Below are 25,215 nucleotides of genomic sequence, written 5' to 3' on the forward strand. Positions count from 1 at the left end.
AATGCAGATTTGCCGCTCTGTTGCAGACTGCCGCGCCGCAATTGCCGCGCTGCGCGCCAAAGGCAAAACCATCGGCATGGTGCCCACCATGGGGTTCCTGCACGACGGGCACATGAGCCTTGTCGAAACGGCGCAAACCCACACTGATGCAGTGGCCGTCTCCATTTTTGTGAACCCGAGCCAGTTTGGCGAAACCGCCGATTTGGATGCCTATCCAAGGGACGAAAACCGCGACCTTGAAATGCTCGAAAACGCGGGTGTCGCTGTCGTTTTCATTCCCGAAGTAGAAACGATGTATCCGTCAGGGGACGAAACCATCGTCGAAACAACCCGTATGGCGAACATGCTGCACGGCCTCGTACGTCCCGGGCATTTCCGGGGTGTGACCACCGTCGTCGCGCGTCTCTTCAATATTGTTCAGCCCGATGTGGCCGTGTTCGGAGAGAAAGACTACCAGCAGCTTCAGGTCATCAAGCGTATGGTCGCTGACCTGCACATGCCTTTGACGATCATCGGCGCGCCAACCGTGCGCGAGGCCGATGGGCTCGCCATGTCTTCGCGAAACGTGCGGTTGACACCGGAAGACCGAACCGCCGCGCTGATCCTGTCACAGTCTCTGACCGCCGCTGAAGCCACCGCGACCGGCGCCACTGTTGCCGATCTACACAAAGTCATCGCGGACACAGTTGCCACCGAACCGCGCGCCACGCTCAAGGGTCTGGACATTGTCGAGGCCGAAACACTGAATACCATCGACGGACCACTACACGGTCCGACCGCCATTATGATCTCCGTTGCCTTCGGCGACATTCTCCTGATTGACCAAAGGGTTGTCACACCATGAGCAAACAAGTCCCCATCCGCCGCACCACGGTCCCGCAGATCGCAGCCCGCAAGGGCGGAGAACCAATTGTCTCGCTGACCTCCTATCACGCGCACACCGCCGCCATCGTCGACAAATACGCAGACTTCATTCTCGTGGGTGACAGCCTCGGTATGGTCATGCACGGCATGGAAAGCACCGTGGGCGTCCCTCTCGATTTGATGATCATGCATGGCAAGGCAGTGGTGCGCGGCACCCAAAAAGCACTCGTTGTCGTCGATATGCCCTTTGGCACCTACGAGGAAAGCCCTGCCGTAGCCTTCCGCAACGCCGCCAAAATCATGAAAGAAACCGGCTGTGGCGCGGTGAAACTTGAGGGCGGCAAACGCATGGCGGAAACCATCCGTTTCCTGACTGAACGCGGCATTCCCGTGATGGCCCACATCGGCCTGACCCCCCAATCCAGCCACGTCATGGGCGGTTTCAAAACCCAAGGCCGAGACGAAGACTCATGGGCGATCCACGAAGAAGACGCACAGGCCGTGTCGGATGCAGGCGCCTTTGCCATTGTGCTCGAAGGCATGGTCGAACCTCTGGCCGCCAAGATCACCAAACAAATCCCGATCCCCACCATCGGTATTGGCGCATCGGCGGATTGTGACGGTCAAATCCTCGTGCTCGAAGACATGCTGGGCCTCAACGAATGGACGCCGAAGTTTGTGAAAGTCTACGGAGACCTCGGCCCCGCCATCGAACTCGCCGTAGATCAATACGCCAAAGAGGTAAAAGACCGCTCCTTCCCCGGCGAGGACGAAGTCTACCGCTAAAGGGCTTTGGGTACTGGAGAGCCGAAAAAAGCCCGCCATTCGGCGGGCTTTTTCTATTTAAACGCTCCATCGGCGACCATCTTCGCCATCATGTCTTCCATGCTTTCCTTGAGGGGGCGATAACTCAGCCCCAGAGCAAGCTTGCCTTTGGTATTATCCGCCTTCCACGCCACATTCACATTGCGCGTAACCGTCTTCCGGCTAATCCCTTGCGATGGCCCTGCCAGCCAGACCAACCACTTCGGCATCGCCCGTTTCGGCAGCGGGTAATCTGCACCAAAGCGCCCTTCCAAAGCCTCCGCCATAGACAGGAAATCGGTGTTGTGAGCGGACACGATGTGGCGCCCTTCCGCATCCTCAACATACGCCGCAGCGAGATGCGCCTGCGCCAAATCGCGCACGTCGACCGCGCCAATCCCGAACCGCGGTGCTCCCATTTTCATGGAGCCACCTGCCAGCATCTTCACCAAAGCAAAGCTCTCTGAGGTCGGGCTCTTCTGAAGACTTGGCCCAACAACAAGCGACGGGTTCACAACAACCAGCTTCCATTGATCCTGCGCACCTGCGATCTCCCATGCGGCTTGCTCGGCAAGCGTTTTGGACAGGCTGTAGGGTTGATGTTCAAGCGACGCCGTCGTGTTCCAAACATCTTCGGTCAAAACGCCGTTCGGCGCATCCCGACAATCCGCAGCATCCGTGTATATCGCAGCACAACTGCTGGTAAGAACCACTCGTGAAACACTGGGAGTCGCCCGCGCCGTTTCCAACACGTTTCGCGTTCCTTCAACGGCCGGATCAATCAACTCTTTCTGCGGGTCCTTCACGCTGGTTGTGAATGGGGAAGCGGTGTGAAACACCACCCCGCATCCGTCCATCGCCTGTGCGTAGGATCCAGTCTCCAGCAGGTCCGCCGCAAAGAGTTTCAGCGTGCCCGCGCTCGCATCAGCAATTTCAGTCAGATGGGCGGTCTTGCCGCTATTTGATGGATCGCGCACCGCGGCGTGTACGGTCACGCCAGCTTCCAGCAAATCTTTGACGATCCAACCGGCCACATATCCGGTCGCGCCAGTGACCAGAACCGGTTTGCTTGTATCCACTTTGAATTCAGTGCCTGACATGTCGCCATCTCCGATTGTCGTTACGAGACACATTTCATATGTCCCGCACGAAAATCAAATGCAGATCGCGCCACTAGGCTTGCCGATTGCGCCAAGTGCACAGTCTTATTTAGCCCGTGCCGACATACCGAAAGCCTTGCGGTACTTCGGGATGAAAAGCTCCTTGCCTTTCATCATGCGGGTGATCCGATCTCCTACAGTCGTGAACAACCAGCTGTTGCCGACAATTGGCCCCAAGGGAACCAGGATGGGCGCTTTCTTCCAAGGGCTATAAGGCTTCAGCTTTTCAACCGTCTCACCAGCCACAAGCGCTTTCAATGTTTTTACCAGCCAAGGGTTTTGCCGAGCGGTTGCAACAATCGTCATACCGTCTCCGACATCCGCAATGTCGCCGGCAACAAATACGTTGGCATAGTCCGACGGCCGCAGCCAACCGTCGGTCCTGACCCGCCCCAAAGTGCCTTCTTGCACCCCGGGAAGGCTTTTTATCAGCGTGGCCTGCGGTCTGGACCCAATCACCGGAAAAATCATATCCCCCGCAATCTCAGACCCGTCCGCAAGGGTAACTGACCCTTCATACGGCTGATCCAAGCGCTGCAAATCCTGCACCCGCTGACCGAGAACAACTGTCACGCCAAGCTTTTTGAGCTTTCGTTCCAAATTTGCGCCCAACTTGGCGGGATACATCGGGAAAAGGGTATCGTCTGACGAAATCAGTGTGATTTTCTTCCCAGGCTGTGCCGAAGCGATCTCGCCGGCAAGTTCGGTGCCCACCGCACCCGCGCCCACAATCACCACGGTCTCCGCAGTCTTCAAACGCGCCGCAACATCGGCGCTGGTCTGCCTGAAATCCTCAATGCTGTCGCCCGCTGGTTTAAACGGCGCCGCATAAGTCGATCCCGTGGCAATAACGATGTAATCAGCAACATACCTGTCTCCATTTTCGACAGTGACCGCGTCCTCGGCAACCGAGACGGCGCGACCGCGCACAACCCGACCCGACTTAAGAAGGCCGTCATATGGCAGTATGATCTGCTCCAGAAGCTCCGGTTGAACCAGCGACCGGATCGCGGCGGGAGGCTGAACAAAGGCTTCGCGCTGTTCAATCAGAGTCACATCCGCGACTGCATCCAGTTTCTGCGCCACTTCAAACCCGACATAGCCCCCACCAACGATCACGATTTTCTTCTTGCCCATGCGGTCCCCCATTGCAGCAGTGTGTTGTCTTGGGTAGGTAACGCTGCACGATCACTGCAACAAGTACGGTCATTTAGGATACCGCGATGGAAATGCATCCGCCTGAGGAAAACTGCCGCATCGAAGCGCTCATTGGCGCTATTTCAGGCCGATGGAAATTGCTGATCATTTTCTGGTTGGCCCAAGGGGCCTGCCGTTTCAACCAGCTTCAACGCAATCTGGGGCGCATCACTCACCGGACGCTGACGCGCCAGTTGCAGGAGCTTCAGGAGGCCGGCTTTGTGTACCGAAAGGATTTCAAGACGATCCCGCCGCATGTGGAATACAGTCTCACACCTCTCGGCCAAAGCCTGATCCCGCTTCTTCAAGAAATGCACGATTGGGCTGCGGCCAACGCACACAAGCTTCCGGAAGAGCCACCCGCCAAGGCGAGCTAGACCGCATCAGCGCTCATTCTCAAATACAAAGACGCCCCGAACCTTGGCTCGGGGCGTCTTGAGATGACGAGTTTTCGCCTACAGCTTGGCTGCTGCGTCCAATATTGCCGGAACAATTTCGAGGAACAGCATGATGTTCATGCGCTCTGTTTCCGTCTGGGGATACCCGCCGTTCATGGCAATCACGACACCGGTTTCCGGTTCCACGACAAGAGTCTGGCCATGGATACCCACAAAGGTGAGGAACTTGTGACCTTTGATTTCGAGGACGCGAATCTGATCCTTGTACCAACCATCCGGCGCAATCGCGGCTTCCTTGCCCACTTTCCACGCTGCCTTGACCCGATCGTTTCCGTCCCAAAGCGCTTCAAGGAATTCAGCGGGAATGATCTGGTCACCTTGGTGGTTTTTGCCGCCATTGACGATCACCCGCCCCATTTTCGCAAGGTCGCGGGTCCGCATGTTCAGACCGCCTGACGCAACCGTCGCGCCGGTAGGGTCAGCCTGAAAATAAGCCTCGCCTTCCGCGCCAAGCTTTGTCCAGATTTTGTCTTGCATGTATTGCGCCAGACCCACGCCGGTCGATTTCTCGACAATCAGGCCAAGTATCTCTGTATTCGGATCTTGATACTGATAATGGGTACCCGGCTCGTACTTGCGGTCCTTGATGGTCACCAGATAGTCCTTGATCCCGACCAGACCGCTATCATTTGGACCGTTCCATTCCTGCGACTCGGTAAAGGCAGGGTCCCAACTCAGGAAAGGTGGCGTTTTGATATCCAGACCGGAGTTCATATCCGCCACGTCCTGAATAGACACTCCCTCAAAGGCCGTACCCGCAAACTCCGGCAACACGCTTTCAACCGGCGCCGACATATCAAGCTTGCCTTCGCTGGCAGCAATTCCCGCCAGAATTGCCGTGAAGGACTTGGTGACGGACATATCCAGATGGGTCGATTCAGGTGTCATACCTGTCCAGAAATGCTGATGCAGCAGGCGATCATCTTTCAGCACCACCATCGCGTGGTTTTTCAGCCGATACCGCAGCAAGGTTTCCAGATCATGCTCACCGTCCGCATCAAGCCCCCGCAGCGCCGTCAGATCCAACGTGCCCTGCTCGTCTTTCCACGCTTCAGGCGCCACCGCATCTCCGGGCGACACAACATAGTGGCGGGTGAAATGATAGGCATTCGGGAAAGTCACAGAGGCATGCTCCGCCGAGTCCCAGTTCTGCTGCGTCACGCCAAAATGCTCCATCTGATCCAGCAGCGCATCATTGACAGGTTTGAGATCGGAGGCGTTGACCACAGTTGCCGCAACAAGACAGCCGGTGATCGCGAGAGTTCTGAACATGAAAATGCTCCAATGGTTTACAATACTATGAAGTTGGTCAGGCCCACTCGCCGGGCGAGTGCAGCCGCCGTTGACGTCCAACAGATATGCGAACTTTGCCAAACGGCAAGAGCAAAAAGAAAATTTTTTTGTATTTTTTAGGGCCTCATTCGAAAATCTCGGATCAAAACCCGATTTAATACGAATTTATTCAAATATTTTTCCGGGATTCATGATACCATCCGGGTCCAATGCAGCTTTCACAGCTGCCATGACATCCACCGCGCCGCCAAGTTCCTTGCGCAGATAGGGTTTCTTGCCCTGTCCGATGCCATGTTCGCCGGTACAAGTTCCGCCCATGGAAATCGCCAATTCATTCAGCCAGCTGACATACCCTTGTCCCCTGGCGACTTCGTCCGCGTCATCCATGTCGATCAAGGGAAGCATGTGGAAATTGCCGTCGCCGACGTGTCCGACCACAGTTGAGATTAGCCCTAGTTCGTCGGCCTTCTCCTTCGCCGCGGTCACACATTCCGCCAGCCGGGAGATCGGCACGCAAACATCGGTGGACACCCCTTTCGCCCCCGGTCGCAACGCCAGCGCCGCCCAATACATGTCATGCCGCGCCTGCCAGAGTTTCGAGCGGTCTTCCGCCTTTTGAGTCCATTCGAACCCGCTTCCACCAAACTCTTCAGCGATATGGCCGAACATCTCTGCCTGCTCTGCCACACCGGTTTCCGAACCATGGAACTCAAGCAGCAACAGATGCTGTTCCGGCAAGGAAAGTTTGGAGTAGGCATTCGCCGCCTGCACAGCCAGACTGTCCAGCAGTTCGATCCGCGCCACCGGAATGCCGTACTGGATGGTTGCCATCACAGCCTGACAGGCAGCATCGATTGTTTCAAAAGAACACCGCGCCGAAGACATGGCCTCTGGAATACCCTGCAACTTGAGCGTGATTTCAGTGATGATCCCAAGTGTTCCTTCCGACCCGATCATTAACCGGGTGAGGTCATAGCCCGCGCTGGATTTCTTTGCGCGGGTTCCGGTGCGGATAACTTCTCCGGACGGCATCACCACTTCCAGAGCGAGAATGTTGTCTTTCATCGTGCCATACCGCACGGCGTTTGTGCCGCTCGCGCGCGTTGACGCCATCCCTCCCAGGGACGCGTTCGCGCCCGGATCAATCGGAAAAAACAGCCCCTGATCGCGCAGATGCGTGTTGAGTTGCTCGCGGGTGACGCCCGGCTGAATCACGCAGTCCAGATCCTCGGCGTGCACTTCCTTGATCGCATTCATATCTGTCAGATCGATACAGACGCCGCCGGCGGGCGCGTTTACGTGACCTTCCAGCGATGTCCCCGTGCCATAGGCAATCACGGGAACCTTGTGGGTCGCGCACACCGAAACGATATCGGAAACCTCTTGGGTCGATTTGGCAAAAATCACCGCATCCGGCGCCTGCGTTTCAATCCAGGTTGTCGTATGCCCATGCTGTTGGCGCATCGACTGCCCTGTGTGAAACGCTTCGCCAAACTGCTGCTTCAACACGCCCAGCGCTGCCGAAATTCCTTCTTCGTTGCGCGGCAGGTTCTCAGCAGTTTCCATATCGATCACTCCCCTCTCGATGCTCCGTCGAAAGGGGTAAGCCTCCACTCACGCAGGGTCAAGCAACCTACTGCCCGTAGGCAAGACCCTCGCGCCTGTTGTCCGCTCCGCCTTGCAATGTTTCGCCGATGGAAATCGCATGAACGCCACTGTTCAGATCTCGCACCTTGACTTCAAATCCGATCTCTTCGAGCGGATCTTTCATGCTGTCTTCCTCGACATCGAAAGTTCCGAACCGGTTCACCATATTTGGCAAATCGATCGCAGCCTGCACATCCAGCCCCCAATCGATGTGGGCGATGATGGTTTTGGCGACGTACCCGATGATGCGGCTTCCCCCGGGGCTGCCAACCACCAAAACCGGCTTGCCATCTCGCAGGACAATTGTCGGGGCCATCGATGAGCGCGGGCGCTTCCCCGGTTCCACTCGGTTCGCAACCGGTACTCCCTTGACGTGGGAACGGAACGAAAAGTCTGTCAGTTCGTTATTCAGAAGAAACCCGCGCGCCATTACGCGGCTGCCAAATCCATTTTCAATGGTCGTCGTCATCGACAGGGCGTTGCCATAGCTGTCGACAATCGAAATATGCGAGGTCGAAGGCTGCTCGAACGTTTCGCCATCCGCATAGTTCATTGCATGATCAAACTTTGGCTCGCCCGATACGACCTGCTCCTTCGTAAGTGCGGTGTCACTTTCCATCAGACGGGACCGCGACTTCAGGTATGGCCGCGCCAGCAGCCCCTCCACAGGCACCGGCACATAGTCACTGTCCGCCATGTACCGGCCGCGGTCTGCAAAAGCCAAACGTGACGCCTCTCCGATCACACGCATGGCCTCGACGCTATCCGGTCCCATACCTGCCAAATCAAAGTGGCGAGCCATTCCCAGGATTTGCCCTACGGTCAGTCCGCCAGAAGATGGCGGCCCCATGCCGCACACATCATGCTTCCGATAAACGACACAAACAGCGGGGCGTTCCTTCACCTGATAAAGCGCCATATCAACGTTGCTCAGAACACCCGGATTATCAGCCTTCCGCACTGCATCAACAATGTCGCCAGCTATCTCGCCCGTGTAAAACGGATCAGCGCCCTCTCGCGCCAATAGTCGCAGGCTGTTGGCGTACTCGAGGTTGAACAAAATTTCCCCTTCCGGAAGCGGCACACCGCCAGGCAGGAAATAGGCAGCCGTGGTGGGGTGCGAGGCCAGACGCTCAGAATCCCGCGCGACGGACGCAGCCATTCGGCGCGACACGGGAAAACCTTTCTCCGCATGACGGATCGCCGGTAGGAACAGTTCCGGCCAAGTGCTGCGTCCCCATTTGCGATGCGCGACTTCCATCAACATTGGCGTACCGGGAACGCCGACACTGCGCCCGCCAACCACGGCCTCGAAAAACTTCAACCGTTCGCCGTTTTCGTCCTGAAACAGTCGCGGGGTCGCAGCCATGGGTGCTGTCTCGCGCCCATCCAGAGTTGTGACCTTCCCGCTGGCCGCATCGTACCAGACCAGAAATGCCCCGCCACCTAAGCCGGAACTCTGCGGCTCAACCAACCCCAACACCGCCTGTGCCGCCACCATTGCATCTGCCGCGCTGCCGCCCTTCGCCAGAACATCAGCCCCTGCCTGAACAGCCAACGGGTGCGCCGCAGCAATCATCCAGTCCTGTGCTTCTGTGGGCTTGCCCGCCGCCTTGGCATCGGCTGCAACCTGCAGAGCCGTGGGAACCTGCACTCCAAGTCCGGTTTCGACCTCTGGCGCCACCCCGTCGGCCACGTCCTGCGCCCAACCCGCGGATCCAATGGCCAACGACATTACTAGTGCTGAAATCCTAAAATACATGGCAACGCTCCTGAAATACCCGAGTGCAGCTTAGTGCAGGATCAGAAGCCGTCAAACTCTCCGTCACCGAACACTTGCAGCGGATAATCGCACAGCACTTCGTGAATCGCTCCCGCGCTGGTTAAAGTCGATTGGAAAAGCGAAAAATGCGTGACCAGCAACGGGCCGATTTCCGACGTGCCCCCTCGAGAGATCGCCGCTTGGAGTCTTTCCGGGTTTTGACCACCATCCTTGAACCGCGCCAAAGTAACATGGGGCCTATACCGACGCGTTGCCGACGAAATACCGACGCGATGCAGACAGCGTTTTATGGCCTGTTGCAGATCCAGCAGCGCAGGTTCCTGTTCTGCCAGTACCGCCAGCGCGCGGCTGCGCACACCTCCAAAAAGGTCAACCCCCCTGAACCGCAGCTCGAAGGCCGGATGGCGCACCTCTTCCAGTTCTTCGTGAAGCGCTTCCAAGGCGCTTTCTGGCTGCTCATCCAGAAAGGCCAGAGTCAGATGCAGGTTGCCAGCTGGCACAGAGCGCCCCACCGCCAAACGTTCCTGCAGATCCAGAAAGCCATCCGCTTCCGACCCGCTCAGATCAATGGCAACAAAGGCGCGCAAGTGTCAGAGCATGGCCGGAACAACAAGATCCGGCGGACGGTGGCCATCGTCGAAAGTCTTGATATTAATGAGAACTTTCTCACCCATTTCAATCCGACCCTCTACGGTGGCCGAGCCCATGTGTGGCATGAGCACCACGTTTGGCAGACCGCGAAGGTCCGGATGGATTTCGGCACCATGCTCATAGACGTCGAGGCCTGCGCCAGCAATCTCGCCACTCTTAAGCATACGCACCATTGCATTCTCGTCGATCACTTCGCCCCGGGACGTGTTGACGATAACCGCACCCGGTTTCATCAGTTTGAGCCGCCGTGCATTCAGCAGATGAAAGGTTGACGGCGTGTGTGGGCAATTGACCGAAATCACATCCATACGCGCCAGCATCTGATCAAGGCTTTCCCAATAGGTGGCCTCAAATTGTTCTTCGATTTCAGGGCGCAATCGCTTTCTGTTGTGATAATGAATCTGCATGCCACAAGCCTGCGCACGACGCGCGACCGCAGTGCCGATACGCCCCATGCCAAGAATGCCAAGCCGCTTTCCACTGACCCGACCGCCAAGCAACGCAGTTGGCGCCCAGCCATCCCACTCACCGGATTGCATACGCATCAGGCCTTCGCCAATGCGTCGCGTCACGCCTAGTATCAAGGCAAGCGCCATGTCGGCGGTATCATCCGCAGAAACACCAGGCGTGTTGGACACAAGAACACCCCGTTGACGTGCAGACGCCACATCAATGTGATCAACACCCGCCCCGTAATTGGCAATCAGTTTCAACCGTTCCCCGGCCTGCGCGATAAGGTTGGCGTCGATCTTGTCGCTCAACGTCGGCACCAAAACATCTGCTTCCCGCATGGCTTCAGCCAACTGTTCACGGGGCATTGGCGTATCATCGTCACGCAGCCGCACGTCAAAGAGTTCGCTAAGCCGCGTTTCGACCGCTTCGGGCAAGCGTCGCGTCACGACAACACTCAGACGTTGCTTGGGCATAGATTGGCCTCCGGTCTTTCCAAATCAGCGCGTTGGTGTCACAGTGCCCCACACAATGACGGGGCACAAGAACCCCCGCGAGTTCCAGAGCAGAAAATGTCAGGCAAGATGTTTATCTTGGGTCGAAAATCGCTTGTTTTCATGGGCGCCGTGCTGATCGCAGCACTTACATCTGCCGTGGCGGCAGAGGAAAAACGCGGGCCGGTCACCAACTTGCCGCTGCCGCGTTATGTGTCGCTGAAGGCATCCAAGGCCAACGTACGGCGCGGCCCGTCCCGTACGCACCGGATAGATTGGGTGTTTACGCGCCGAAACATGCCACTTCAGATTACAGCCGAATACGAACACTGGCGACGCGTAAGAGATATAGAAGGCGCCGGAGGTTGGGTGCACTATTCCTTGTTATCCGGTGTGCGCACTGTGATCATCGAAGCCGATATGTTACCGCTCAAGGCACGACCTGCCGATAACACCCCTGTCACCGCACACCTCGAACTCGGGGTGATAGCCAGACTCGAAGAGTGCAACATTGATTGGTGCAAGCTCAATGCCAGCGGCTACAAGGGCTGGACGCTCAAGGAAAACCTGTGGGGTGTCACCCCCGACGAGATCCGCGACTGACCCTAGCCTGAGATGCTGTCTCGGATGGCTTTCATGTTCGCGCCATAGACTTCCGGATTGTCAACAGAACCGCCTTTGAAAACTGCAGATCCAGCAACCAGAACGTCTGCTCCGGCCTCAGCCACCAAAGGTGCAGTCTCCGGCGTAACACCGCCATCAATCTGGATATGAATCTCGCGATCGCCGATCATCTCCCGCACCCGACGCGTTTTCTCTACGCCAGAATGAATGAATTTCTGACCGCCAAAACCCGGGTTCACGGTCATCACCAGAACCATATCCGCCAGATCCATAACATGTTCGATGGCTTCAACGGGCGTTCCGGGATTCAGGGCAACACCAGCCTTCACGCCCTGTGCTTTGATAGCCTGCAAAGTCCGGTGGATGTGCGGCCCTGCCTCAACATGCGCTGTGATCATATCCGCGCCGGCCTCGGCATAAGCCTCGATGTAAGGATCCACCGGAGCAATCATGAGGTGCACGTCCATGAAGGTTTTCACGTGCGGGCGAAAAGCCTTAACAGCAGGCGGACCAAAAGTAAGGTTGGGCACAAAGTGCCCATCCATCACATCGACATGCACCCAGTCCGCCCCCTGATCCTCAATCGCCCTGATTTCCTGCCCAAAATTGGCGAAATCAGCCGAAAGAATGGACGGGGCGATTTTGATGGAGCGGTCAAAGGACATTGGGAGTTCCCCTATTTGAGGCAGGCGCGCGCGCCGATTCGACGTTGCGGGGAAAATGCGCCGCACCGCTTCAAAGTGCAACGGTCTTTCCCGGCGGCGCCCGTTTGCCGCGCGCCCAATTTTTAGGCGACTCCTCGAGGTAAACTCAGAAAACTGCCGATTTTTTCGTCTGTTAACTCAAAAACGCAGCGACCTGCCTGTTCATTAGGCAACAGCCCATCCACGATCTCGCAAGACCGAGTGGAGGGGACCATACCGGCCGTAGCGAACATATCAACACAGTCGCAACCGCGCGCCATTGGGCGCGCCCTTGTGCGTTCCAAGTTTCGGGATCAACAAAGCGTTCTGGATGATTTCCGCTTATCGGGATCGTCTCGCGTTTTGTTCCCGCATGGCCGTCGGGATTCTCTCGAAGCTGTCTTGCTCAACACGTCAGGCGGGCTTACCGGAGGAGATGATTTCCATACCGAAATAACCGCCGGCAAGGGCAGCCACCTGACGGTGACAACACAAGCCGCTGAGAGGGCCTATCGCAGCATCGACGAAAATGCGGCCAAGGTTCGCTCATCCATTTCGGTGGCTCCCGACGCGCGCTTGAACTGGCTTCCTCAGGAAACCATCATATTTGATGGCGCAAACGTTGACCGGACTTTGGATGTAGGTCTGTCAAAGGACAGCTGTTTTTTGATGGTGGAACCGATGATCTTCGGTCGCACCGCCATGGGCGAAACGGTTCATCAGGCGTCGATCAAAGACAAGATAAATATCCGTCGTGACGGGCGCATACAGTTTGCCGACAGGGTGAATCTGTCAGGCGACATCCAATCCCATCTGGACCGCCCCGCAATCGCCAATGGCAATCGTGCAATGGCCGCCCTCTTGTTCGCCGCCAATGAAGCTGAACGACATGTTGACCCGCTGCGCGCACTTCTGCCGCCTAACTGCGGAGTCAGCTTGATCCGTGAGGGCCTGATCTTTGCTCGCCTACTTGCCGAGGATGGACACTCTCTTCGCCAAATTCTCATTCCCGCGTTGCGTCACTTGCGCGGCGCTGAACTACCTCGAACCTGGATGCTCTGAACACATGCAACTGACGCCTAGAGAAAAAGACAAACTGCTGATCGCCATGGCGGCGGAAGTCGCCCGTAAGCGCCTCTCGCGGGGAGTTAAGCTTAACCATCCGGAGGCAATCGCGCTCATCACGGACGCCGTCGTAGAAGGCGCACGGGACGGCAAATCTGTAGCCGACCTCATGCAATCCGGCGCTCATGTGATCACGCGTGACCAATGTATGGAGGGCATCCCGGAGATGATCCACGAAGTACAGGTCGAGGCCACTTTCCCAGACGGCACGAAACTCGTGACCGTTCACAACCCCATTCGCTGACTGTTCAGGAGAACCCTATGCAACGTTTCGCTGTTTCCGCATTCGCAATCACCGCCGCAGCACCGGCGGCCGCCCACGAAGGCCTACACTTGCACCCCCACGCAACAAGTCCTGTCTGGCTTGGCCTAATGATTGGCGGACTCATTCTGGGCTGTGTTGCTCTCTGGGCGGGCTCCGGCAAATGATCCCCGGCGAGCTCTTCGCCGCCGACGGCGACCTTACGCTGAACGATGGTGCCGAGGTGACTACTCTCATGGTGGCCAATACCGGGGACCGACCTATCCAGGTGGGCAGCCATTATCATTTTGCGGAAACCAATCCGGCACTGGACTTCGATCGCGCTGCTGCCCACGGATTGCGCTTGGACATCGCCGCCGGCACGGCCGTGCGGTTCGAACCCGGGCAACGGCGGGAAGTGCCACTCATACCCATTTCTGGCGCGCGCCGCATTTTCGGCTTCAACCAAAAGGTTATGGGGCCTCTCTCATGACCTGATTTTCAAAAAGGAGACTTCAATTATGACCCCTGTCACGACCCCGTTTACGGCCTCGCTCAGCAGCTTCCTTCTGATGTCGCGTATGGTTGAGCGACAAATGCGCACCAACCACGCGATGACCCGTGCAGCGCTCGCCTTTCTTACGCCGTATGCTCCCTCCGAGCCGACCGCGGTTGCGTCCGTCGGGAAATCCAAGTCTCCGAAGAAAACGGTCTCGAAAGCAGCGCCAAAAGCGGCCGTGGGAAAGAACAAGTCAAAACCGACAGTGAAGCCCGAAGAACTGGTATTCAAATCTGTTGCCCCAAAGACTACCGGGCGGAATCCAGAGGAAAAGCCAAAATCCGTGGCGCGCAAAGCGCCTCCTGCGAAGTCGGCACCAGAAATTGTCGCCAAAACAACCGACGCGCCAAAAGTAACAACAGTCGAACCAGTGACTCGCAAACGCACGCGGCAGCCATCCAAGCCGCCTGCGATGCCCAAAGCAAAAAAGACAACCAAGGCCAAAAAGCCCAGCTGATCTGCTCCCACTCAAGAGAAACCACACGATGCCTGCAAAAATAACCCGCTCCGACTACGCTGCCATGTTCGGCCCAACCGTTGGCGACAAGCTGCGCCTTGCCGACACTGAACTGGTCATCGAGGTCGAACGTGACCTTACCGCAGAAAGAGCGGGAGCAGGCGACTCTCTGGCTTACGGCGAAGAGGTCAAATTCGGCGGTGGGAAAGTGGTCCGGGACGGCATGGGCCAAGCCCAGACCACACGTGCTGAGGGTGCCGTAGACACGGTCATCACCAACGCGTTGATCGTAGATCACTCGGGCATCTACAAGGCAGACGTAGGTCTCAAGGATGGTCGTATTGCAAAAATCGGTAAGGCGGGTAACCCGGATACGCAACCGGGTGTCGACATCATTGTCGGGCCCGGCACAGAGGCCATCGCTGGCGAAGGCAAGATATTGACCGCAGGCGGATTTGACAGCCACATCCACTACATTTGCCCGCAACAGATCGAGGACGCCTTGCATTCGGGGCTAACCACCATGTTGGGCGGCGGAACCGGCCCGGCACACGGAACGCTCGCAACCACCTGCACACCCGGTCCTTGGCACATCGGGCGCATGCTGCAATCTGCGGATGCTTTTCCGATGAACCTCGCTTTTGCAGGCAAGGGCAACGCGTCGCTTCCGGCCGCTCTGGAAGAACAGGTCAAAGGCGGGGCCTGCGCACTGAAACTGCACGAAGATTGGGGTACAACGCCTGCCGCAATCGATTGCTGCCTATCGGTCGCGGACGACATGGACGTTCAAGTCATGATCCACACCGATACTCTCAATGAATCCGGTTTTGTCGAAAATACAGTTGCGGCAATGAAAGGTCGCACGATTCACGCCTTTCACACCGAAGGCGCGGGCGGAGGTCACGCGCCCGACATCATCAAGATTTGCGGTGAAGAGCACGTCCTGCCGTCGTCCACCAACCCAACCCGACCATTCACCGTCAACACAGTAGACGAGCACCTCGACATGCTGATGGTTTGTCACCATCTCGACAAATCGATCCCCGAAGACGTGGCCTTCGCCGAAAGTCGTATCAGGCGGGAGACAATCGCCGCAGAAGACATCCTTCATGACATGGGCGCCTTCTCAATCATCGCGTCGGACAGTCAGGCCATGGGCCGTGTCGGCGAGGTGCTGATCCGAACATGGCAAACTGCCGACAAAATGAAGAAACAGCGCGGTCGTCTACCCGAAGAAACTGGAGAGAACGACAATTTCCGGGTGCGCCGCTATATCGCAAAATACACGATCAATCCCGCGATCGCGCACGGACTCAGTCATCAGATTGGATCGATCGAGGAAGGCAAGCGCGCCGACCTCGTGCTTTGGAATCCGGCTTTCTTCGGAGTTAAGCCTGAAATGGTTCTGATCGGCGGCTCTATTGTCTGTGCACAGATGGGCGATCCTAACGCTTCCATTCCAACGCCTCAGCCGGTCTATTCAAGACCCATGTTTGGTGCGTATGGTCGCGCGGTCGAAAATTCCGCTGTTGTATTTGTATCCGAGGCAGCGCAGGCCGAGGACATTGGCGCCAGCTTGGGCCTCGCCAAGCAAACACTGGCGGTCCAGAACACGCGCAATATCGGAAAATCGGACTTGAAACTAAACGATGCTACGCCAGAGATCGAAGTGCATCCGGAAACCTACGAAGTACGCGCTGATGGCGAATTGTTGACCTGTCAGCCAGCCGAGGTTTTGCCGATGGCACAACGTTATTTCATGTTCTGAGGGTGTCAGCAGGCCTTGGTAACACTTTGGAAATGCTGCATTGCAGCGACCGCAACACAGCTATGACGAAAGCCACACTACACATGTCAACCATTCTGACGCATATCAGTAAGCGAGGGAGGACCAGAGTTTTTACAAACGAGGTTCGAAATGGCACTGACCGATACGACACACTCCGCAGCCCCGATTTCGCTGGGCAAAATCGTTGCAGCACCGTTCCATGCGATCGGCCGCTTCTTTGTAGCGATCATGGAAAACAACAGCCGCATCCAGCGCGTCGACGCTCTGAATGCAATGACCGACGAGCAACTCGCGGAACGCGGAATTCGCCGCGAAGACATCGTGCGCCACGTTTTCGGCGACTACATGCACATCTGATCGGGTGGGCCACCGGAGGTGCGGCATGACTGCACTGCCAACCGCCCGCTCCTATCACAGCCACGCGCACGCCCCGTCATCGGGGCGTGTGGCCTTGACGTACGAAGACCGATTTCTTCGCCGCAAAACCTTGCAGCTCGAAGACGGCAGCCGCATCCTTGTTGATTTACCGAAGACAACCTCACTCGATCACGGTGGGGTTTTGGTGATGACCGATGGAGCGGAGATCACCGTTTCAGCAGCTCCTGAAGAGTTGATGGCGATCACCGCGGACGATCTAACACGTATCGCCTGGCATATCGGCAACCGCCACACACCGTGCCAAATTGAGTCAGATCGTTTGCTCATTCAACCAGACCACGTGATCCGGGAATTGCTTGCACTGCTCGGCGCCACTGTTACCGATGTAACAGAGCCATTTACGCCCGAGGGTGGTGCCTATGGCCACGGTCGCACACACGGCCATGACCACAGCCACCCACACGCCCATGACCACAGCCACGATCATGACCACTGATCCGGTTCTGACGCTTACTCAATGGCTTTCGCCGGCCTTTCCGGTGGGCGCATTCACCTACAGCCACGGATTGGAACATCTCGTCGCAACCGGCACTGTGACGAATGCGGCAACCTTCTTCGAATGGCTGACTGACACGCTTCGCCACGGCGCTGGCCGAAGCGATGTGATCCTGCTTGCTGCTGCCTTTAGGGCGGACACCGCTGAACTGCAGGAGATCGACGACCTCGCTCGCGCACTCGCTCCGAGTTCCGAACGCCTCCTTGAAACGGGACAGCAGGGCAGCGCTTTCTCCCGAACTGTCGCGGCCATTCACAATATTGACTTGCCGGCGCTGACATACCCTGTCGCGGTCGGGCATGCTGCGCGCTTACAAAACCTTCCGTTGGAAGAAACGGCCCGATTGTTCCTGCACGCCTTTGCCGCCAACCTGACATCTGCTGCGACGCGGCTCGTTCCGCTTGGACAGACCGAGGCACAGGCTGCGCTCTTACGGTCAACTCAGCTTTGCAAAGACATTGCTGCCACCGCGATTACCGAAACAATTGACGACATTGCCTCAACCACATTTGCTTCCGACATTGCTTCTATGAACCATGAAACGCAGTATTCGAGGCTTTTCCGCTCATGACCGTGATCGCGACGCTACTTTCAGGGGCGCTCTTGATACCGGCTGCCCTGCACCTCTTATGGGCAATCGGCTTTTGGTTTCCTATCAAGGATGAAACGGCATTGGCCCGCGCGACGGTCGGTGCCAAAGGCATTACCCGCATGCCCCCAGCGATTCCATGCGCGGTTGTCGCGATGGCTCTGTTGTTTGCCGCCATCCTGCCTCATGTTCCAGCTTTTCCATTGCAAAGCCTAATGATGAGTGGCGCAGCGGCCGTCTTTCTGCTGCGCGGCCTGATCGCTTACACGCCATTCTGGCGGAAGCACTTCTGCGAAGAGCCTTTCGCATCGCTTGACCGCCGGTTCTTTAGCCCGCTGATCCTCGCAATGGGCGTAGCTTTCCTAATCTTACGACTTCAAGGAACCTGATATGTCTTCACCCAATGGCCCTCTCCGCATCGGCATCGGCGGTCCCGTCGGCGCTGGAAAAACCACGTTGACGGCCAACCTGTGCCGAGCGCTACGCGACAAGCTGTCCGTGGCCGTCGTAACCAACGATATCTACACTCGTGAAGATGCCGAAGAGCTGATGCGTCAACAGGTCTTGCCACTTGAACGCATAAAGGGCGTCGAAACCGGAGGCTGCCCCCACACAGCCATTCGCGAAGACGCCTCGATCAACCTTGCCGCAATCGACGAGCTCAATAAGGAAATACCTGATCTGGACATCATCCTGATTGAAAGCGGTGGCGACAATCTGTCTGCCACTTTCAGTCCCGAACTGGCAGACTTGACTATCTACGTGATCGACACTGCCGCTGGGGAGGAGATACCACGCAAAGGCGGCCCTGCTATCACCCGTTCCGACATTCTGATCATCAACAAAACCGACCTCGCCCCCTATGTGGGGGCAAGTCTCGAGGTGATGGAGCGTGACGCCAACAAAATGCGTGGAACGCGTCCGTTCGTTTTTGCCAGCCTTCGCAGTGGCAAGGGATTGGACGCCATTCTTCCTCTGATCGGCGAAATCGGCGGTGTTCCGGAACTCATGGCAAGCTAAACGACGCCACGCGCATACGACCAAATTCTTACTACCCAGCGGCTTTCCGCTGGGTTAGGCTCCCTCTGTGAAACGGCGCCAAAGCCGTTCAATGGGAGGATATCATGAAGAAATTTTTAGGCCGCACCGCTGCGGCTGCACTCACTTTGGCCTTCGCCACCGAAGCAATGGCCACCGAATGGAACGTATCTCTTTGGGGCAAGCGCCGCGCTTTCACCGAGCATGTTGAAAAGCTTGCTGAACTGGTGAGCGAAAAAACCGGCGGCGAGTTTACGCTGAATATCTCGTACGGCGGCTTGTCAAAGAACCGCGAAAACCTTGACGGCATCTCGATCGGCGCATTTGAAATGGCTCAGTTCTGCGCTGGCTATCACCGCGACAAGAACCGTGTGATCACCGTTCTCGAACTGCCTTTCCTTGGTGTGTCCAACCTTGCCGAAGAAGTGGCCGTCTCCAAAGCGGTCTATGCGCACCCCGCAGCCACCGAGGAAATGGAACAGTGGAACGCCATGCTGCTGATGACGTCACCGATGCCGCAGTACAATCTCGTCGGCACTGGCGAGCCCCGTGACACGCTTGCGGAATTCGACGGTATGCGCGTTCGTGCAACCGGCGGCCTCGGCAAAGCTTTCGAAGCGGTTGGTGGGGTTCCGACCTCTGTGACTGCGACCGAAGCTTATCAAGCGATGGAAAGCGGCGTTGTTGACACCGTGGCCTTTGCCCAGCACGCGCACCTGTCGTTTGGCACAATCAATCAGGCCGACTGGTGGACCGCCAACCTCAACCCCGGCACCGTGAACTGCCCGGTTGTTGTCAACATCGACGCGTATGACGCGCTGTCCGATGACCATCGCGCAGCTCTCGACAGCTCCGTTGACGAAGCTCTGGCGCACTACGTTGCAAACTACGGCACCCTTCTGGAGAAGTGGGACGGCGTTCTCGCCGAAAAAGGCGTTGAAAAAGTCATGATCGAGGACTCGGTGATTGCCGAGTTTCGTGCAAAGGCAGCCGATCCGATCCGTGCGGCATGGATCGCAGACATGGAAGGCCAAGGACTGCCGGGTCAGGAACTCTATGATCTGGTTGTAAAAACCCTCGAGGATCATCGCGCGTCCAACTAAACGCTCCGAACTCCGAAACGGCCCCGACCTCGCGCGGGGCCGTTTTCACATACGAAAAATGACATGGGGGAATGCACATGGCCAACAGCGCCGCCGTGCTTGAAGACGACAGCCTGCTTTCGCGGCTGGACCGTCATCTGCTTAAACTGGAAACCTTCTTTGCCCTGCTCAGCGGTCTCGCGGTCTTCAGCCTCATGTTCCTCGCCGCTTATTCGGTTGGCGGTCGGAAATTTTTTGCTTCTCCCCTGTCGGGCTACGTGGATTACATCGAAACGCTCATGCCGCTGATCGCAGTTATGGGCATCGCCTTTGTGCAGCGAGACGGCAGCCATATCCGAATGGACATGGTCATCGGGCAGCTAAAAGGCCGAGCCCTTTGGGGTGCAGAGTTGCTTTCGGTGGTCCTGATTTTGCTGTTGATGATCGCCCTCACAATGGGCAGTTGGGCCCATTTCGAACGGTCCTTTGATTGCGCCCGTCCACTCTGCTCGCGCGACAGCTCCATCGACATTGGCATCCCGATCTGGCCGTCGAAATTGATTGTGCCGGTCGCATTTTTTGTAATGTGCCTTCGCCTTGCCATTCAGGTCATTGGATACGGCCGCGCCTTCTTCCTAAATCTGCCCGCGCCCGTAGCCGTGCCACTTGTTCAAACCATCGAGGAACAGGCCCGCGCTGAGGTTGATCACCTCGGAGGGACGCCCAATGGATAACATCACAATCGGCCTCTGGGTGACCGGTGGTATGCTCGTACTCGTGGTGCTTGGCATGCGCGTTGCCTTCGCGGCGGCATTGGCAGGTTTCATCGGTCTTGTCTGGATTTTCTGGGCCAAATTCGGTTACGCGCCTGACAAACTCCTCTACTGGAACGAGCGGCGTGAAATTTGGGATGGGGCGCTTGGGAAATCCATCGCCATCGCAGGTTCGGTGCCGCACTCCAAAGTCTCGTCACAGGCCCTCAGCCTCATTCCGACTTTCATTCTGATCGGCTATCTCGCCTACCACGCCAAACTCACCACAGCCCTGTTTGAGGCCGCCAAACGCTGGATAGCCTGGGTCCCCGGTGGCCTTGCCGTGTCTACAGTTTTCGCCACCGCCGGTTTCGCCGCAGTGTCGGGCGCATCGGTGGCAACTGCTGCCGTCTTTGCCCGTATCGCGATTCCGGAGATGTTGAAATCCGGTTACAACAAGCAGTTCGCGGCAGGCGTTGTGGCCGCAGGCGGCACTCTTGCCTCACTGATCCCGCCCAGTGCGATCCTTGTGATTTACGCAATCATCGTGGAGCAAGACGTCGGTAAGCTGCTATTGGCTGGCTTCATACCGGGCGCATTTTCCGCCGTGATTTACGGCGCGATGATCGTGGGAATTGCCGTTATTTTCAAAACTGTCGGACCGCCGGTCACGGGGTTCACATGGCGCGAGCGCTTCGCTTCCCTGCCGCCAGCCTTGCCTATTGTGGCTGTCGTCGTGATCATCATCTTCTTTGTCTACAATCCTTTCGGGGACGCTTGGGGTACCCCGACTGAAGGCGGAGCGGTGGGCGCATTTATCGTTTTCTTGATGGCGCTGTATCAGGGGATGCGTTGGAAAGAACTAAAGATCGCGCTTCTGGACACGGCCAAACTCACAGTGATGATCTTTACCATTATCTGGGGGGTCTTGATCTACGTGCGCTTCCTTGGGTTTGCCGATCTGCCCGGTGCGTTTTCGGACTGGATCACGTCGCTGCAAATGTCGCCTTGGCTGATTCTGATCTGCATCCTTTTGGCCTATGCGGTCCTGGGCATGTTCATGGACGCCATCGGAATGCTCCTGCTGACATTGCCGGTTGTCTATCCGGCCGTGATGGCCCTGAACGGCGGTGAGGCTGTAACGGCTGCAGAAAGCACTTTCGGGATGAGCGGCACCATGTGTGCAATCTGGTTTGGCATTCTGGTGGTCAAAATGGCCGAGTTCTGTCTGATTACACCACCAATCGGGCTGAACTGCTTTGTAGTGGCCGGTGTACGCGATGATTTGACCGTGCAGGACGTTTTCAAAGGTGTGACACCGTTCTTTATCGCGGATGCCATCACCATCGCTCTGCTTGTGGCGTTCCCCTCGATTGTGCTCTGGCTGCCATCCTTGGCATGACAACCCAAGGTCATGAAGGTCACAGTTGAGGCACGCGTCGCGTGTGTCTATTGGTGTGTGCATGAAGACAAAATCTGCACTACCCCGACTGCTCGCGGCCTTCATGGCTTTTTCGCTTCTAGCAACACTTCCAGATACTGCCTCGGCCTATTGCAAGGGCAAGGACCTGCGCAAATCGATCAGCAAAGCTGATCGCGCAAAATTTGCTCAACAAGCAGCGCGTGTTCCGTTTTCCAAAGGCATCATTTGGGAAGCCCGTAAAGGCGATCAGGTGATCCATGTCGTCGGCACCCACCACGCAGGGGACGGTCGTCACCGAAAGGTCGTCGCCGATGCGACCAAGTTCCTGAAGAACGCAGACCTTCTGATGCTGGAAATCCGCATCCAGGACATTCAACCTCAATGGGAAGCCATGCGGGAAGACGGTCGCGCCCTCTTCCGCACCAGCGGCCCTGGCATGAGCCAGCTTATGCGCAAAGACCTCTGGGAAGACCTGAGCTTCCGCATGCAGCTATATAATATGTCGCCCAAACAACTTGATCGCATTCAACCTTGGTTCATCTCAGGCGAGGTCATCAACGGCGATTGCGACCCGTTTGCTTGGAACCGGACCAAGGGTCTGGATGCCCGTCTTGAGAGAGTTGCCGCCTCCAACAGAGTGCCGACAATGGGTCTCGAAACTGTTGAGGAAAGCCGGAGAACAATTGCGGCGGAACCTATTCGGAACCAGGTGCGTTGGCTTGAACTGAACATGCAAAGCAAAGCGGCTATCGCGGATATGTCCACAACGCTGCGCAATGCCTATTTCGCAGACGCATTGGTAGAAGGCCTATTGATAATGGAAGCCTTCATGTTTCGCGATCTCAACGTGAGCCGCAAGGAGGTTGCGCGACTGCAACGCAGCCACGACAAATACATCCTTGATGAACGTAACAAAAATTGGATGCCGCGCATCCTTGCACGCAAGGAAAAACGCATCATGGTCGCAGTTGGCGCGGCACATCTGCCGGGGGAGTATGGCATTTTGAACCTGTTGCACAAAAAGGGCTACACCCTGACCATGGTGGATCGCTGACAACCGCGCCGGCACTTTGAAAGCATGGCCATTGCGGGTTCGGTCAGCTCCGGAAAATACCGGGTGGCGATCATCCAACGCCTTCAACCGGCGCACCATTTGCGTTATTAGCCCCCAAACCGCCGGCCCCGACAGTTTTCAGGGACACCCATGATCGAACTCAAGAATGTCAGCCTCTCCTTTGGCGAACACCCTGTGCTGCACGATATATCGCTCTTGCTATCAGAGCATCGCATCGCGGTGATCGGAGCCAACGGGTCCGGCAAGTCTTCATTCGCGCGCTTGCTCAACGGGCTGGCGGTACCCTCGGCTGGCACCGTGTCCGTCGACGGGCATGACACGCGCAAGAACGGCAAGGATGTCCGCGCCCGCGTCGGCTTTGTTTTTCAGAACCCTGACAACCAGATCGTCTTTCCCGTGGTCGAAGAAGACCTCGCCTTTGGCATGAAGAATCTCGGCTTGGACAAAGCGACAATCGCCTCGCGCACGACTGAAATTTTGAAACGCTACGACATGGAACACCTGCGCGAACATCCCGCACACCTCTTGTCTGGTGGACAGAAGCAGCTTTTGGCGATCTCAGGTGTTCTTGTCATGAACCCCGCCTATGTGGTGCTGGATGAGCCCACAACCTTGCTGGACCTGCGCAACAAACGCCGTGTCACGCGCGCTCTCAACGCGCTGGACCAGACCCTGATTCACGTCACCCACGATCTCGACCAGATCGCTGATTATGACCGGGTTATAGTCATCGATGAAGGCCGCGTGGTCTGCGACGACGCACCCAGCAAGGCGATCCCATTCTATCAGGAGCTCATGGCCTGATGCTGGACCTTTACACCCCTGGCACGTCGATCCTGCACCGGATGACCCCGGGGCCGAAAATGGCCGCGCTCGCCATTGGCGCCACGGCGCTTTTTCTTCAGGGAAGCTTGCTGATAACGGCTGTCGCTATAGCCTTTATCCTAAGTCTTTACGCAGTCGCCCGAATTCCATTGAAGACCGCACTCAACCAGATTCGCCCCTTGTTCTGGATCTTTGCTTTGTTCTTTGCTGTACAATGGTATTTCTCCGGCATCGAACTTGCTGTCTATGTGGTCTTGCGCCTTGCTGCGCTTATCCTCCTGGCCAGCCTCGTTACGTTGACCACGCGCTCCAGCGACATGATCGACAGCCTGACACGCGCCCTCGTATTTCTGAAACCCCTCGGCTTGAACCCCGAAAAAATTAGCTTGGCAATTTCGCTCGCCCTCCGCTTCATACCGGTCTTGGGGCGCATCACCGCCGAAGTGCGTGAAGCGCAGAAAGTGCGCGGTCTGGAACGCTCTGTCATTGCAGTTGCCATGCCGGTCGCGATCCGCGCCATCAAGATGGCGGACGAAATTTCGGATGCCATCGAATCTCGAGGATATCGTTCCTAATCCGGCACCGTTAGCGCTGATCGAACTTGTTCCCGCCTCACGCGTTTTCTACGCGACGCCGAACTCCGCTGATGCGGAAACGGAACTAAGAACTGGGGACACACTTATGAACACCAAAGACATCGTCTACATCGCGCTTTTTGCAGCGTTGACCGCAGCTCTCGGGCTCATGCCACCAATCTCCTTTGCCGGTCTTGGCCTGCCTCCGATCACCGCTCAGTCGCTCGGCGTCATGCTGGCAGGCGCAGTACTCGGCGCAAAACGGGGCGGCCTCGCGCTTCTTTTGTTCATTGTGCTGGTTGCAGTTGGCCTGCCTCTGCTTGCAGGCGGTCGCGGCGGCTTTGGCGTTTTGCTGGGCACCTCCGGTGGCTTCCTTTTGGCATGGCCCGTCTGCGCCTTCATCATTGGCTATTTGGTGCACAAGAATGCTGACGCCAACATCTGGGTAACGGGTGGTCTGATTGCCTTTGGCGGCATCCTCGTAATGTACACGATTGGCATTCCGTGGATGGCCTTTGTCGGCAACCTGGGTCTCAACAAAGCACTTGGGATCATGGTGGCATATGTCCCCGGCGATCTGGTAAAGGTGGTTCTGGCGACGGTGATCGCCCGCGGTCTGCGCCGCGCCTACCCCAACCTCTAG

General features: G+C 57.0%; 30 protein-coding genes. 22 read left to right on the forward strand and 8 right to left on the reverse strand.

What is annotated here, in order from left to right; translation table 11 throughout:
* The first annotated feature begins 1 nt into the window (after position 1).
* Positions 2–844: a pantoate--beta-alanine ligase gene (gene panC / locus BXY66_RS14830; protein ID WP_132861175.1), complete on the forward strand. Its 843-nt coding sequence runs from the start codon at positions 2–4 to the stop codon at positions 842–844.
* Positions 841–1,650, forward strand: a complete 810-nt coding sequence (gene panB, locus BXY66_RS14835) for a 3-methyl-2-oxobutanoate hydroxymethyltransferase (RefSeq protein WP_132861176.1) — start codon at positions 841–843, stop codon at positions 1,648–1,650. Before panC ends, panB begins: the two co-directional genes overlap by 4 nt.
* A 53-nt stretch (positions 1,651–1,703) precedes the next feature.
* On the opposite strand, the gene BXY66_RS14840 is transcribed toward panB, so the two are convergent.
* Both BXY66_RS14840 and BXY66_RS14845 read right to left on the reverse strand, forming a co-directional pair.
* Entirely contained in the window at positions 1,704–2,801 is a 1,098-nt protein-coding gene (locus tag BXY66_RS14840) for an NAD-dependent epimerase/dehydratase family protein (protein WP_243694400.1), read from the reverse strand.
* 72 nt (positions 2,802–2,873) lie between these two features.
* A complete protein-coding gene (locus BXY66_RS14845) occupies positions 2,874–3,965 on the reverse strand; it encodes an NAD(P)/FAD-dependent oxidoreductase (RefSeq protein ID WP_132861177.1) in 1,092 nt (363 codons plus the stop codon).
* A gap of 86 nt (positions 3,966–4,051) precedes the next feature.
* On the opposite strand from BXY66_RS14845, the gene BXY66_RS14850 reads away from it, so the two are divergent.
* The gene (locus BXY66_RS14850; RefSeq protein WP_132861178.1) at positions 4,052–4,402 is read left to right on the forward strand and encodes a winged helix-turn-helix transcriptional regulator; all 351 of its coding nucleotides are present in this window, start codon (positions 4,052–4,054) and stop codon (positions 4,400–4,402) included.
* Between the two features lie 78 nt (positions 4,403–4,480).
* On the opposite strand, the gene BXY66_RS14855 is transcribed toward BXY66_RS14850, so the two are convergent.
* From BXY66_RS14855 to BXY66_RS14875, 5 genes are all read right to left on the reverse strand, one after another.
* Positions 4,481–5,755, reverse strand: a complete 1,275-nt coding sequence (locus tag BXY66_RS14855) for a serine hydrolase domain-containing protein (protein ID WP_132861179.1) — start codon at positions 5,753–5,755, stop codon at positions 4,481–4,483.
* A gap of 186 nt (positions 5,756–5,941) precedes the next feature.
* Positions 5,942–7,342: an FAD-binding oxidoreductase gene (locus tag BXY66_RS14860; protein ID WP_132861180.1), complete on the reverse strand. Its 1,401-nt coding sequence runs from the start codon at positions 7,340–7,342 to the stop codon at positions 5,942–5,944.
* Between the two features lie 67 nt (positions 7,343–7,409).
* Complete coding sequence (gene ggt / locus BXY66_RS14865) at positions 7,410–9,185, reverse strand: gamma-glutamyltransferase (protein ID WP_132861181.1); 1,776 nt, start codon at positions 9,183–9,185, stop codon at positions 7,410–7,412.
* A gap of 41 nt (positions 9,186–9,226) precedes the next feature.
* On the reverse strand, positions 9,227–9,793 hold the full coding sequence (thpR, locus tag BXY66_RS14870) for an RNA 2',3'-cyclic phosphodiesterase (protein ID WP_132861182.1): 567 nt from the start codon (positions 9,791–9,793) through the stop codon (positions 9,227–9,229).
* Positions 9,794–9,796: 3 nt separating this feature from the next.
* Positions 9,797–10,783, reverse strand: coding sequence for a 2-hydroxyacid dehydrogenase (locus BXY66_RS14875; protein ID WP_132861183.1), 987 nt, complete (start codon positions 10,781–10,783; stop codon positions 9,797–9,799).
* 96 nt (positions 10,784–10,879) lie between these two features.
* On the opposite strand from BXY66_RS14875, the gene BXY66_RS14880 reads away from it, so the two are divergent.
* Positions 10,880–11,404 (forward strand): SH3 domain-containing protein, encoded by a 525-nt coding sequence (locus tag BXY66_RS14880; RefSeq protein ID WP_132861184.1) that lies wholly within the window; start codon positions 10,880–10,882, stop codon positions 11,402–11,404.
* Between the two features lie 2 nt (positions 11,405–11,406).
* Here BXY66_RS14880 and rpe read toward each other — a convergent pair whose 3' ends face one another.
* Positions 11,407–12,090 carry a ribulose-phosphate 3-epimerase gene (gene rpe, locus BXY66_RS14885; RefSeq protein WP_132861185.1) on the reverse strand — a complete coding sequence of 228 codons (684 nt, stop codon included), beginning with the start codon at positions 12,088–12,090 and terminating at the stop codon, positions 11,407–11,409.
* Between the two features lie 312 nt (positions 12,091–12,402).
* On the opposite strand from rpe, the gene BXY66_RS14890 reads away from it, so the two are divergent.
* From BXY66_RS14890 to BXY66_RS14970, 18 genes are all read left to right on the forward strand, one after another.
* Positions 12,403–13,170, forward strand: coding sequence for an urease accessory protein UreD (locus BXY66_RS14890; protein ID WP_165929199.1), 768 nt, complete (start codon positions 12,403–12,405; stop codon positions 13,168–13,170).
* Between the two features lie 4 nt (positions 13,171–13,174).
* Positions 13,175–13,477 carry an urease subunit gamma gene (locus BXY66_RS14895; RefSeq protein ID WP_132861186.1) on the forward strand — a complete coding sequence of 101 codons (303 nt, stop codon included), beginning with the start codon at positions 13,175–13,177 and terminating at the stop codon, positions 13,475–13,477.
* 17 nt (positions 13,478–13,494) lie between these two features.
* On the forward strand, positions 13,495–13,662 hold the full coding sequence (locus BXY66_RS20505; RefSeq protein ID WP_165929200.1) for a hypothetical protein: 168 nt from the start codon (positions 13,495–13,497) through the stop codon (positions 13,660–13,662).
* Positions 13,659–13,967: an urease subunit beta gene (locus tag BXY66_RS14900; protein ID WP_132861187.1), complete on the forward strand. Its 309-nt coding sequence runs from the start codon at positions 13,659–13,661 to the stop codon at positions 13,965–13,967. Before BXY66_RS20505 ends, BXY66_RS14900 begins: the two co-directional genes overlap by 4 nt.
* 28 nt (positions 13,968–13,995) lie before the next feature.
* Entirely contained in the window at positions 13,996–14,490 is a 495-nt protein-coding gene (locus BXY66_RS14905) for a hypothetical protein (protein WP_132861188.1), read from the forward strand.
* A 28-nt stretch (positions 14,491–14,518) separates the two neighbouring features.
* A complete protein-coding gene (ureC, locus tag BXY66_RS14910) occupies positions 14,519–16,258 on the forward strand; it encodes an urease subunit alpha (protein ID WP_132861189.1) in 1,740 nt (579 codons plus the stop codon).
* Between the two features lie 150 nt (positions 16,259–16,408).
* Positions 16,409–16,636, forward strand: a complete 228-nt coding sequence (locus BXY66_RS14915) for a DUF1127 domain-containing protein (protein ID WP_132861190.1) — start codon at positions 16,409–16,411, stop codon at positions 16,634–16,636.
* A gap of 25 nt (positions 16,637–16,661) precedes the next feature.
* Positions 16,662–17,153, forward strand: coding sequence for an urease accessory protein UreE (ureE, locus tag BXY66_RS14920; RefSeq protein ID WP_132861191.1), 492 nt, complete (start codon positions 16,662–16,664; stop codon positions 17,151–17,153).
* On the forward strand, positions 17,143–17,784 hold the full coding sequence (locus BXY66_RS14925; protein ID WP_132861551.1) for an urease accessory protein UreF: 642 nt from the start codon (positions 17,143–17,145) through the stop codon (positions 17,782–17,784). The genes ureE and BXY66_RS14925 overlap by 11 nt, the downstream gene beginning before the upstream one ends.
* Positions 17,781–18,191 carry a DUF3995 domain-containing protein gene (locus tag BXY66_RS14930; RefSeq protein ID WP_132861192.1) on the forward strand — a complete coding sequence of 137 codons (411 nt, stop codon included), beginning with the start codon at positions 17,781–17,783 and terminating at the stop codon, positions 18,189–18,191. The genes BXY66_RS14925 and BXY66_RS14930 overlap by 4 nt, the downstream gene beginning before the upstream one ends.
* A 1-nt stretch (position 18,192) precedes the next feature.
* Positions 18,193–18,822, forward strand: coding sequence for an urease accessory protein UreG (gene ureG, locus BXY66_RS14935; RefSeq protein WP_132861193.1), 630 nt, complete (start codon positions 18,193–18,195; stop codon positions 18,820–18,822).
* Between the two features lie 104 nt (positions 18,823–18,926).
* Entirely contained in the window at positions 18,927–19,943 is a 1,017-nt protein-coding gene (locus tag BXY66_RS14940) for a C4-dicarboxylate TRAP transporter substrate-binding protein (RefSeq protein WP_132861194.1), read from the forward strand.
* 77 nt (positions 19,944–20,020) lie between these two features.
* On the forward strand, positions 20,021–20,656 hold the full coding sequence (locus BXY66_RS14945; RefSeq protein ID WP_132861195.1) for a TRAP transporter small permease subunit: 636 nt from the start codon (positions 20,021–20,023) through the stop codon (positions 20,654–20,656).
* The gene (locus tag BXY66_RS14950; RefSeq protein WP_132861196.1) at positions 20,649–22,076 is read left to right on the forward strand and encodes a TRAP transporter large permease; all 1,428 of its coding nucleotides are present in this window, start codon (positions 20,649–20,651) and stop codon (positions 22,074–22,076) included. Before BXY66_RS14945 ends, BXY66_RS14950 begins: the two co-directional genes overlap by 8 nt.
* Positions 22,077–22,179: 103 nt before the next feature.
* A complete protein-coding gene (locus tag BXY66_RS14955; protein WP_165929201.1) occupies positions 22,180–23,151 on the forward strand; it encodes a TraB/GumN family protein in 972 nt (323 codons plus the stop codon).
* Between the two features lie 150 nt (positions 23,152–23,301).
* Positions 23,302–23,976 carry an energy-coupling factor ABC transporter ATP-binding protein gene (locus BXY66_RS14960; protein ID WP_132861198.1) on the forward strand — a complete coding sequence of 225 codons (675 nt, stop codon included), beginning with the start codon at positions 23,302–23,304 and terminating at the stop codon, positions 23,974–23,976.
* Entirely contained in the window at positions 23,976–24,572 is a 597-nt protein-coding gene (locus BXY66_RS14965; RefSeq protein WP_132861199.1) for an energy-coupling factor transporter transmembrane component T family protein, read from the forward strand. Before BXY66_RS14960 ends, BXY66_RS14965 begins: the two co-directional genes overlap by 1 nt.
* Positions 24,541–25,215: a biotin transporter BioY gene (locus BXY66_RS14970; protein ID WP_341785813.1), complete on the forward strand. Its 675-nt coding sequence runs from the start codon at positions 24,541–24,543 to the stop codon at positions 25,213–25,215. Before BXY66_RS14965 ends, BXY66_RS14970 begins: the two co-directional genes overlap by 32 nt.

Source organism: Shimia isoporae (genome assembly GCF_004346865.1).
Lineage (GTDB): Bacteria > Pseudomonadota > Alphaproteobacteria > Rhodobacterales > Rhodobacteraceae > Shimia > Shimia isoporae.